Origin of the sequence: Botrimarina mediterranea, from assembly GCF_007753265.1 — a bacterium.
In the GTDB taxonomy this organism is placed as follows: Bacteria; Planctomycetota; Planctomycetia; order Pirellulales; family Lacipirellulaceae; genus Botrimarina; species Botrimarina mediterranea.
The window spans coordinates 3,800,709-3,811,983 of record NZ_CP036349.1 but is presented as its reverse complement, the minus strand read 5'-3'; the positions used below and the strand labels follow the sequence as shown (position 1 = coordinate 3,811,983).

The window sequence follows — 11,275 nt, the reverse complement described above, 5'->3', positions numbered from 1 at the left end:
AACGTGTGTGATCAGATCGCGATGAGAGACGGGATTCATCTAACGCTACTCGTGCTGCTGAGTATGGCGCTCACGCCGTACTCAGTCGTCGCCGGGTCGCCGAAGCTCGGCTGGGCGGGCGGTAGCGCCGACGACATTAACGCCTCGAACGCCAGTTGGTATTACCGCTGGTGGCACGATATTCCCGCCTCGGCCAACGGCGCGCTGGCCGAGTTTGTCCCGCTGATCAAGTACCCCGCCAACCTGCAGAACAAGCTCGACGCTATCAACAGTATTCCCAATGTTGATTCGGTGCTCGTGCTCAACGAACCCGAACGGGTTGATCAGTCGGACGTTACGGTGACGGAGGCGCTCGCGTTGTGGCCTCAGGTGCAGTCGAATCTCCCCGACAAGCGGTTGATCAGCCCCGGCGTCTCGGACGACGCAGCAGGCCAGGCATGGCTCGACGCGTTCTTCCAAGAGGTCGACGCCTCCAAGAGCAACGCCGACCCACTGGATGATCTCCGCGTCGATGCGGTGGCCTTCCATTGGTACGGCGCCAGCACGCCCAACGCCGTCAGCGCCGCGAACAATTTCCTCAGCCGCGTGGATCACTACCACAACCGTTATGGCCTCCCGGTCTGGATCACCGAGTTCACGATCCATGATTGGGCGGGCAACTACACCGACGAACAGATCCTCAACGCCAACGCGGAGTTCCTCGACATCGTTATCCCTGCTCTTGAGAGCCGGAGCTACGTCGAGCGTTACGCCTATTACAGTTTCTTCAGTGACGCAGCGGCGTTCAGCGGCACGCCGATCACCCCGACCGTTGTGGGAGACGCCTACGCCGGCACGCTGATGGCGGGCGAGTCGCGCGATCTTGCCGGGGCCGATCCCAGCACGGATGTCGTTTATTTACGCGGCGGAATGCTGCAGAACTCGGGACCAGCCTTAACCGACGCGGTCCGGGCGATCGACGCCCTTCAAGGAGTGAGCACGATTGCCGCTGACAGCGATTGGTCGACGCTGAACCTCCGTTCGAGCTTTGTCAACGTTCGCGCCGGGGCGACGCTACGCAAGACGGGCGATGCGGCAATCGACCTCTACGGGCCGGTGCTGCTGGAGGGAATGCTGCGGGTCGAAGCGGGGACGCTGCGGCTGCTGGAGAGCCCCGTCTCGGCGGCGCAGGGCGCCACGATTGTCAACGCCGGCGCCACGCTCGGTCTGTCCTTGCAAGACGGGCGGGGAACCCACACGTTTTCGGATCACGACCTAAGCGTAGCCGGCACGGTCGCGGGGTCTCTGCGGCTCGCTGCGGGATCAACGCTGACAACCTCCGGGGTCACGGCCGGATTCACCTCGAACCTGACGCTCAACGCCTCGGTCCTCGATGTCGGCGGCGCTGGGCTCGAGAACGGGGCTCCGCAGGTCCTACCAGTCGCTACAGGGCTGAAGCTGAACTACGTCGCGAGCCTCGACACGCCCGGCGATAACGCTTGGTCCGACGCGATCGGGTCAAGCAACTCCTTCACTTTTGCTAAAGCCGTGAGTCCGATCGCCGTCTCGAACTCGGCGTTCCCCGCGATCACGGCGGCGTATTCGATCGGGTCCACCGGCGGCGCTCAGGGTCTCAATCAGTACTTCGAGACGGACGGGCCACGCAGTCGCCAAGACGCCACGTTCGAGGTGGTATTCCGTGTCAACGACACAGCTGCGGGCGCCGATCAGGTGCTGCTCGAAGTGGGCGGGGCGGCGTCGGGCGTCGGGATAGTGCTCAATGGCGACGAACTCCTCTTCAACGTCGATGGGACCGGCGGTGACATCGACCTCCGCGCCACGCTGGCACCGGGTTGGCATCAAGCGGTGGGCGTCATTGATCTCGACGCCGGCGGCGACACCGTCACGCTGTACCTCAATGGGCAACCCGTCGGCTCGCTAGCCAATCAGAGTGTGGTTGACTGGTCGGGTGGAAATCTCTCCGGGCTCGGCGCCGGCGCTAGTTCGGTGACGGGAGTCACTTCAACCGTCGGCTCGCCCTTCCACGGCGACCTTGCGATTGCTCGGTACTACCAGAACAAATCACTCAGCGCTCTAGAGGTCGAGCAGAACTTCGCGGCGATCACGTCGCCGTTGGCCAAGGTCGCTAGCTTGCTCCAGGTAGAGGGCGACCTTCGTTTGGAGAATGGCAGCGAATTACGCGTCGATCTCGGCGACCACGGCGTTGCCGATAAAGTATCGATAGCCGGATCACTCTCGCTTGACGACGCGACGCTCACCGTGGCGTATGACGGCGAGCCCGGCATTCAAGCCGGCAGCTCGTTTGATGTCCTCGACTTCGCTGCGGTTCAGGGCGAATTCGCAGCAATGACCCTGCCGCAACTCGACAGCGGTCTGATGTGGAACACGGGACGCCTTCTGAGCGAAGGCGTGGTCAGCGTCACCCTCGCGGGCGACTACAACGGCGATGGCGCCATCGACGCGGCCGACTACACGGTCTGGCGCGACGCGCTGGGTAGCGCCGTTACAGCGTTCACCGGCGCGGACGGAGATGGCGATGGAATCGTCACGGCCGCCGACCTTGCTGTCTGGAGCAGCCGTTATGGCGAGTCGATCTCAATGAGCGCTACGGCGGTTCCCGAACCAACCAACCTCGTGGCTCTTTCACTTCTGCTCGTCAACTACCAACTGTCTGTCCGGCGTCGCAGCCGACAGACTTTTTCACGGAGCTTTTAAGAGATGATTACTCGTCGTCATTTTGGCGCCCTTGTGGGCGGCGCGGCATTGGCAGTCGCAACTCGCGCTGCAGCCGCTAAGCCGGAAGTCGGTCCGTCGAAGAAGCGCGGCTGCTGCTTCACCACGAGAAAGAACGACGACTGGCGTGAGCGCATCGACGCCTTGAGTCCGGGGTGGATGTACAACTGGGGTCACCGGCGGCCCGCGGAGCTCTCCGAACAGGTGGCCTACGTCCCAATGATCTGGGGCAACATGTCCGACGAGAAGCTCGAAGCTTTCCTGGCGTCACAGAAGGAGCGCATCGCCGCGGGCGAGGTGAGCCATCTGCTCGGGTTCAACGAGCCCGATCAAGAAAAGCAAGCGAACATGACGGTCGAGCGGGTCGTGGAACTCTGGCCGCGGCTCATGGAACTCGAGGTCCCGCTCGTCAGCCCGGGCTGTGTCCATCCCGACCGCGATTGGATGCACGCGTTCATGGACCAAGTCGAAGCGAAGAACCTCCGTGTCGACGCCGTTGCGGTGCATTCCTACGGCGGGCCGAACGCCGAGGGGCTCGTTCGTCGGCTGGACAACTTGTACAAGGAGTTCGGCCGGCCGCTCTGGATCACGGAGTTCGCGGTCGGCGATTGGCAGGCGAAGACGGTCGCTGTCAATCGGCACAAGCCCGACCGCGTCGCTGGATTCATGCGGGAAGCGCTGCCGGCCCTCGACGCGCAGCCGTACGTCGAGCGGTACGCCTGGTTTAGCGCCGCGCAGGACAGTGGGCCGCTGGGCACTTCGGCCCTATTTGACGCGTCGAATCAACTGACGCCGCTGGGGGAGATTTACCGCAACGCCTAAGGCATCTCTCTCAGTCGCTCGTCGCTAGGGCCGCTGCGTGCTCAATCCGCTTGTAAAGTCGAGGTCTCTGTGAATCTGCACTGCAAAGCCGCCGGTATTGCTCTGGCGCTTCTCATATGGTTTGGGGGCGGCGTCAATCAGATGGCGGCGCAGCGGCCCAATGTCGTCGTCATCTACGCCGACGACATTGGCTACGGCGACTTCGGCTGCTACGGCGCTAAAACGATCTCCACGCCACGCATCGATGAACTCGCTGCGAACGGCTTGCGGTTCACCTCGGGATACGCTACCTCGGCGACGTGCACGCCCAGCCGGTTCAGCATCCTCACGGGTGACTACTCGTGGCGAAAGCCGGGGCGGGGCATCGCGCCGCCCAACGGCGCCGCGCTGATCCAGCCAGGCGTCCCGACGATCGCCTCGGTGCTCCGCGACGCCGGTTATCGCACGGCGATGATCGGCAAGTGGCACCTCGGCCTGGGCGTTCCGCCGAAGCCCGATTGGTCGGGCGAGATCAAACCGGGACCCCTCGAAGTCGGCTTCGATGAGTGCTTCATCATGCCAACCACCAACGACCGCGTGCCGTGCGTGTATGTCCGCGATCATCGGATCGTCGGCCTCGACCCGACGGACCCCGTTGATGTCTTCGATACGAACCCCGACGGACAGGCCACCGGCGTCACGGACCGTGACAGGCTACGCGTCGATTGGTCGCACGAACACAACGACTCCGTCGTCAACGGCATCGGCAGGATTGGCTTCATGGTGGGCGGCAACGCTTGCCGCTGGACCGATGAAGAGATGGCCGACACGTTTGTTGGCGAGGCGCGGAAGTTCTTGAAGCAGAACCACGAGCGGCCGTTCTTCCTCTTCTACTCCGCGCACCAAGCACATGTGCCGCGGGCGCCACACCCACGATTCGTCGGATCGACCCCGCACGGGCCGCGTGGCGACGCCATCGCCGAGTTCGATTGGTGCGTCGGGCAGATTGTCGAAGAGCTCAGAGCCAACGGCCAACTCGACAACACGCTGATCCTCATCAGCAGCGATAACGGCCCGGTGCTAGACGATGGGTATCAGGATCAAGCGGTTGAACTCCTCGGCGAGCACCGCCCCGCCGGTCCCTATCGCGGCGGCAAGTACAGCCGCTTCGAAGGGGGCACACGCGTCCCCTGGATTGTCCACTGGCCCGCACGCATCAAGCCCGGCGCCTCGGACGCCCTGATTAGCCAGGTCGATGTGCTCGCCTCGCTCGCCACGATCGCCGGAACAAACATCCCGAAAGGGGCGGCGTCCGACAGCCTCGACCTCAGCGCGACGCTGACGGGCGAATCGACTCAAGGCCGTGAGTTCGTTGTCGAGCACTCGGGGATGGCCAGCGCCCTGGCGATTCGGCAAGGCGACTGGAAGTACATCGAGCCGTCGCCCGGCCCCGCTGTTCTGGGGGGCAAATCCGCCGAGACCGCCAACCATCGCCAGGACCAGTTGTACAACCTCGCCGACGACGCCGGCGAGAGGCGTAACGTCGCGAGATCGCACCCGGCCAAGGTGGCGGAACTCAAGAGCCTGCTCGCCTCGGTGCGCGCGTCCGATCCACAGCTTACCTCGTCTGGAGGAGACGCTACCGGTGAATAGGTTTCATCTCAATCGATGGCGTCTCTCTTCGGCGATTCGGCTTAGCACCGTGCGATACGCACTTTCGATGGCAATTGTAGGGACGCTCTTTGCGTTCACCCTGCATTCGACGCACGCGGCGCCGAATCTGGTGATGATTGTCGTCGATGACCTGGGGTGGGCCGACGTCGGCGCCAACAACCCGGAGACGTTCTACGAAACGCCCAGCATCGATCGCTTGGCGGCCTCCGGCGTACGGTTCACCAATGCCTACGCCACGTGCCCGGTCTGCTCGCCCAGTCGCTACAGCCTGTTGACGGGACGTTACCCCGCGCGCGCCTACGTAACGGACTGGTTTACAGGGGATCGAACGGGCCGCTTTAGCCATGCCCCTTACGAGAGCCGCTTGCCAGCCAACGAGTTCACTATCGCCGAAGCTCTGAAGGAAGCGGGCTATCGGACGTTCTTCGCAGGCAAGTGGCACTTGGGGCATGCGGAAGAGGACTGGCCCGAGCACCATGGCTTCGAAGTCAATCGCGGCGGGCACGGCGCTGGATCGCCGCCGGGCGGTTACTTTGCTCCGTACAAGAACCCGTGTCTCGCCGAAGGTCCGGCAGGCGAGCATCTTCCCAGGCGTCTCGCCCGCGCGACCTGTGACTTCATCGAAGCCCATCAGGAGGGGCCGTTCTTCGCGTGCCTCTGGTTCTATGAGGTTCACAATCCGCGTCAGGCGCCCGAGGAGCTGATCGAGAAGTACCGTAGTAAGGCCGCCAAGCTTGGTCTCGATCCAAAGGGAAGTTTCAAGACCTGCGAGCAGGTGTGGCCCGTCAAGGCGGCGCGACATGTCCGCGTCGAGCAGAGCCAGCCCGAGTACGCCGCGATGGTCGAGTCGATGGACATCGCGGTGGGCACGGTGCTCGATAAGCTCGCCGCGTTGGGTCTCGATGACGACACGAACGTTGTCTTTACGTCCGACAACGGCGGTCTCTCCACGGCCGAAGGACTCAACACCAGCAATCTGCCGCTCGCCGGCGGCAAGGGTTGGCTCTACGAAGGGGGCGTCCGCGTCCCGTTGATCGTTCGCTCGCCCGCCGCGACGAGCAAGCCCGGGAGTGTCTGCGATGCTCCGACCACGGCGACGGACCTCTATCCAACATCGCTCGCCTTGCTGGGGCTGGCCCCACGCCCGGATCAGCACCTCGACGGCGTCAGCATGGCGCCACTCTTGAAAGACGAGCGGATCGAGCGGGGACCGATGTACTGGCACTACCCCCACTACAGCAATCAGGGCGGCTTCCCAGGCAGCGCTATGCGGGACGGGCGCTGGAAGTTGATCCAGCGGCACGAAGATGGTCGCGTTCACCTTTACGATCTGGAGTCGGACATCGCCGAGCAACAGGACCTAGTGGAGGAACAACCCGAGCGCGTCGCCCAAATGCTCGAGCAGCTCGAAGCGTGGCGACTTGAGGTAGACGCTCGCTTCTTGGAGCCGAAGGGTGGCAATAAGCCTTGGCGCCCCGGGGGCTGAACATTTGCCGCATTGGTGAGCGTCACCCACTAGGCTGATGTACGGCTACACTTAGCGTGACCTACAAGGCCTTCGTACGGCGCCGACGCCCGCCGGCATCTTTGCAGCGGTTCCATGATGATCAAGTTCCCTCAACTCGGCCCCGTTATCTGCGTCGCGTGCTGCGCGATGTCGGCACATGTCGCGGTCGCCGATTGGCCCGCCGAGTCCGCTCCGCCGCCCGCCCTCGAGCAAGGGGGCTACGAGCTTGTCTGGGCCGACGAGTTCGACGTCGACGGCGCGCCCAATCCGGCCAGTTGGAGCTGCGAACACGGCTTCGTCCGCAATCGAGAGTTGCAGTGGTACCAGCCCCAGAACGCGTCGGTTGATGAGGGGAAACTTGTCATCCAGGCCGTCCGAGAGCGCGTCGAGAATCCTAACTACCGCGAGGGGAGCCGAGCGTGGGACACCCAACGCGAGTTTGCCGAGTACACCTCGTCATCGCTCAAAACTCAAGGCATGCGCCAGTGGCTTTACGGCCGGTTTGTGATGCGCGCCAAGATCCCGACCGCGCCGGGCATGTGGCCGGCGTTCTGGACGCTCGGCAACGGTAGCTGGCCCCGCTGTGGCGAGATCGACGTCATGGAGTATTACCGCGGCATGATCCTCGCCAACGCGGCGTGGAAGGGCGACGGCTGGAAGCCCAAATGGGATGCCGTCCAGGCGCCGATCGATCAGCTGGGCGACGCCGACTGGGTCGATCAGTTCCACGTCTGGCGTATGGACTGGACCAGCGAGCGGATCGATCTCTACGTTGACGAACGGTTGATCAATTCGATCGATGTCGCCGCAGCCGACGGCAGCGGTCACAATCGCGCGAACCCGTTCCGCAAGCCGCACTACCTGCTGGTGAATCTCGCGGTGGGTGGAATCAACGGTGGAGATCCAACCGATGCGAGCTCACCCGCTCGCTACGAGATTGATTACGTTCGCGTGTATCAAGTCAGCGCCAGTGGCGAAAGTGCTGATCGATAAAGCGAATGGTTGGCCAGACACGAATAATCGTCTAGACCGGCTTCGGAAGAGGCGTTTTGGTGATGAAATTGTATTCCCCTGTTCAGTTGATTGTCGTCCCTACACGTCGAAGTCGCTGAGGTGAGTCAGGCCTCTGCGGTTCCGAGCCGTCTCTAATCTCCGTAGGACCGATACGCCGAAGGCTGTCTTCGAGCCGACGAGATCGGCGGAACAGTGAAACGGCCTCGGGATGCCCGGAGTACGGAACTACGCAGTGTGACCCGCGGCAGTTCCTGGTGCCGAAAGACTTTGGTTTGGGCGGCAGACGCGCGTGTCGCGACAGAACCAAGCTGCCCCTAACCACCAAAACTCACCGGACGGACGGTATGTCTGCTTCAATCGCGGCCGGGATGACCTTTCGAGAGGGACCTACAGGAGGACCCTGCTTCCTACTTCTGACTGCTTCTTTGACGCTGCCTTCTAGCTCCTGCTCGCTTCTCGCTGCCTTCTACAGCCGTCTACAGACTGCTCGCTGATCGCTACTGGGAATGAAGGGGTTTTCGCTGGGGAAAATAGGTGGGAATGGGGTGTTGATGATGGGATTGGTCGCTTGGCTGACTGCTGAACTTCACTGCTGCCTACTGCTCACTGCTGACTTGGTCATGTCGCTTCGCTGCTCACTGCTATAGGCTCCTTCTGCTCGCTTATGGCTACTAGTGGCTACTGACTACTGCTGATCGTTGCTGAGGCCTTCTGGTGGCTACTGAGGGCCTGATTGGCTGCTTGCTTCTGACTACTGCTTCCTGACTTCTGCTGACTGCTAAACTGCTTACTCCCGCTATTTCCCAGCTAAAACCTGCTACTGACTTCTCAAAAAACTGCTACCCGCTGCTGGCGGCTTCTTCGGAGCTCTACAAGGCTCGAAATCCTCTGGAAAACACGGCTGTTTGGGGCTGCCCCCTGATTACTCGGCTGTTTTGCTCTCGTTTTGGGCTCGGTTTGGGGGGCCTGTTGTTGAGCTACCCCCTCCTCGCCGCTCCTCTGCGAAAGGCCTCCTTCATGACTGCTGCCGACTGCTTGGGGTGGCAACCGTTGCCACCCCTCTGGAGAGGCTCCCCTCGGATCTACCTTCACCTGTTGCTTCGCTTCGCTCGAGGCTGCTGAGCGAATCCGCTTCGGAAACTCAACCTGTTCTCTCGTCGCTAACCACGCCTCGTCACGGGACGACGATGCGGATGCCGCCGCTCTTCTCCTCCTCGTCGACGCCGATCCAGCTGAGGACGACGCGGTACGTCCCTGCTGTGGTGGCCCCTGTGACCTTCGACATGAGCAGGTAGTCCCGGACGCCTACGTTCTCGAGGTCCGTCGGCTGGGCCACCGTCAGGCCTTCAGAGGCCACTCCCTCGGCGTCGTAGACCGTGATGCTCTGGATCTCGATCGGGTGAGAGTCGGTAGCTCTCAAACCAGCTCCGGGGTCATCTGGACCGGAGGAATCGGCGCGCTGTCCAGACGGCGGGGTGATGAGGTGAGGACGGAGCCTGAAGGCAAAGACTAGAGTCAGAGGGCTTCTGACTGGGAGACCTGCGTTTTGCTGACTATCTCGTAATTCGAAACCCGCGTACTAGCTCGCAGGACGCACTCAAGACGGTCTTGCCTTCGCTCTCGCCCTTTGCGATTCCGTTTAGCATCGTTGCGAAAGTTTCTGGCCAGTCCTCAATGAGGCTCCTCCGTGGTTCGCCGGTTCGGTCAGAGCGAAGGGCCCCCAACCCCCAGGTAAGAAGGCCCAGAAATTGGGAGCCCAAACTCCGTCGTCCGCTCGGACGGCCGTCGATTGGCCGCGGCAATACTTGCTATACCCTGCCCACCGCTGGCTCGGTTGGCCCCACTCATGGAAGTGGCACCGGTTGGTTCCCATGCGGCCCGCGGGTCGGGTCCGGTGTCGCAACTTGTCGTCCCCTCGCAGGGGCCACTCGGCGTGCGACACGCCGTTCTACCATCAGGGGCTACCGCTCATCGCTAACTGGTTCTCTCATTAGCGGCTCGATTTGTTCACAGAGCAGGGCTATTGCGTTGGATGCTGGGTCGATGCAAGAGCTGGAAAATCGGTTGTCGCTTTCGACCTGCTTGTTTCGAAAGACAAGAATCTTGACGCCGCCAGAAATTACGATGTCCCCTCTACCGCCCAAAGAGAAGTCGCTTCCTGAACTTTGACAGTCTGCGAATCGTTAACGCCATCTGGTCGAACTCGTTGCGATGGCTCGGGCGGATGGATGATGACGTAAACCGTCTCGTCGAAGAAAAACAGCTCGAAACAACGCTGGAAACCGCCCGGTGTCTCCGTCCTAATGCAGACGCATTCCATGCCGCCGCCCGACGCATCGTTCGCAGAGAGGAAGCTTTCGCCTAGCCGATGCCGCCAAGCGGCGATTCTCCGCAACCACTTCACTTGCTTAGGCGTGAGCACTATCGATTGGCTCCCGCTGATCGCGTCCCTACGACGTCGCTGACCTTGCGATACCATTCGGCTTGGCTGGTAGGCATCATCGGGAAGTCTGGACCTGGGACACGGCCGCTATTCTCCCGCTGAAACAACGCCCGCGCCTGATTGAACGTTCGACCCGAGTTGCGGCAGCGGAAGACGCACGCCTTCCACGCGTTGTGGTCGGCCGGGTCGGTCGAGACGCGGGGCGGCCTGAACACGTCGCCCATGACTTCCCGCAGTGATCCGTCCGTCTGGATCACCAGCCGCTTGCTCACCAGGATTATGCAAGGGCTAGCAGTTACCACGTTCAGATAAGGACTTAAGCGTCGTCGGACTGCTATCGCAGCAGTGCATCATCGACGTAAGTCCTTTGTTAAACGTCCATTTGCTAGCAGTTGCATAATCCTGGACCGCTGTAGGCAAAGCCGCAGGCCGGACATGCCACGCCCCTCGCCCGCACCTTGGCGCATTTCGGGCAGACAATGGGCTCCGCTTCTTTCTTCTCCCGGTACGCTTCAGCATGGCGATCGGCGATCTTCGCTTCGGTGTCGTCAAGCGACCACACTCGATCCGCGTTCAGCGAGTCATGGCGCCAGTAGTTTCCGCCGTGGTCCTGGATAACGACGTGATCAAGCGACGGGTGATTCCGCAGCACACGGCCTCCCGATTGAAGGTAGCCGCAGATACCGCCGAACGTGCAGGCAAAGACGCTGTGGACCAAGTGCGTCCAGTCCACGCCCTCCCTCATTACGAAGCGGTTGCTGACGATCTCGATGTCTCCCGCTTCGCTGCGTCGCTTTAACTCCGCGCGGCTCTCCCTGTCCGCCACGACGGTCATGTGCTGATAGATGATCTTTTCGCCGTCGATATGGGCCGCCGAGATGCCCCGCTTCCAGAGCATTTCGGTGAACCAGATGGACTCGGCGACGCCAGGGGTAAACAGGATGGCCGGCTTGCCTTGGGGGTTAAGCCGCTGGTAGTGCTCCTACACCCGCCCGAAGATGACGGGCAGCATCACCTCCTTCAATCCGTCCCCAAATTGCAACAGCCCCTTCGCCTTACTCTTGAACGCTCGCAGGTCGCGCCGAGTCGATGCCGGTCATCAG

General features: G+C 62.1%; 8 protein-coding genes. 5 read left to right on the top strand and 3 right to left on the bottom strand.

Features of this window, described 5'->3' with window-relative positions:
- The first annotated feature begins 3 nt into the window (after nucleotides 1–3).
- The 5 genes from Spa11_RS14600 (at nucleotide 4) to Spa11_RS14580 (ending at nucleotide 7,708) form a co-directional block, all read left to right on the top strand.
- On the top strand, nucleotides 4–2,715 hold the full coding sequence (locus Spa11_RS14600) for a glycosyl hydrolase (protein WP_145113508.1): 2,712 nt from the start codon (nucleotides 4–6) through the stop codon (nucleotides 2,713–2,715).
- A gap of 3 nt (nucleotides 2,716–2,718) precedes the next feature.
- Nucleotides 2,719–3,555: a glycoside hydrolase family protein gene (locus tag Spa11_RS14595; protein ID WP_145113506.1), complete on the top strand. Its 837-nt coding sequence runs from the start codon at nucleotides 2,719–2,721 to the stop codon at nucleotides 3,553–3,555.
- A gap of 69 nt (nucleotides 3,556–3,624) precedes the next feature.
- A complete protein-coding gene (locus Spa11_RS14590; protein ID WP_231932949.1) occupies nucleotides 3,625–5,187 on the top strand; it encodes a sulfatase family protein in 1,563 nt (520 codons plus the stop codon).
- A gap of 49 nt (nucleotides 5,188–5,236) precedes the next feature.
- Nucleotides 5,237–6,694: a sulfatase gene (locus tag Spa11_RS14585; protein WP_231932947.1), complete on the top strand. Its 1,458-nt coding sequence runs from the start codon at nucleotides 5,237–5,239 to the stop codon at nucleotides 6,692–6,694.
- 114 nt (nucleotides 6,695–6,808) lie between these two features.
- Nucleotides 6,809–7,708 carry a glycoside hydrolase family 16 protein gene (locus Spa11_RS14580; protein WP_231932945.1) on the top strand — a complete coding sequence of 300 codons (900 nt, stop codon included), beginning with the start codon at nucleotides 6,809–6,811 and terminating at the stop codon, nucleotides 7,706–7,708.
- Between the two features lie 1,195 nt (nucleotides 7,709–8,903).
- Here the strand turns inward: Spa11_RS14580 and Spa11_RS14575 are convergent.
- The 3 genes from Spa11_RS14575 to Spa11_RS14565 form a co-directional block, all read right to left on the bottom strand.
- Nucleotides 8,904–9,149 carry a hypothetical protein gene (locus Spa11_RS14575; RefSeq protein WP_145113504.1) on the bottom strand — a complete coding sequence of 82 codons (246 nt, stop codon included), beginning with the start codon at nucleotides 9,147–9,149 and terminating at the stop codon, nucleotides 8,904–8,906.
- A gap of 1,001 nt (nucleotides 9,150–10,150) precedes the next feature.
- The gene (locus Spa11_RS14570; RefSeq protein ID WP_145113502.1) at nucleotides 10,151–10,444 is read right to left on the bottom strand and encodes a hypothetical protein; all 294 of its coding nucleotides are present in this window, start codon (nucleotides 10,442–10,444) and stop codon (nucleotides 10,151–10,153) included.
- A 113-nt stretch (nucleotides 10,445–10,557) separates the two neighbouring features.
- Nucleotides 10,558–11,070, bottom strand: coding sequence for a hypothetical protein (locus tag Spa11_RS14565; RefSeq protein WP_145113500.1), 513 nt, complete (start codon nucleotides 11,068–11,070; stop codon nucleotides 10,558–10,560).
- Between the last annotated feature and the right edge of the window lie 205 nt (nucleotides 11,071–11,275).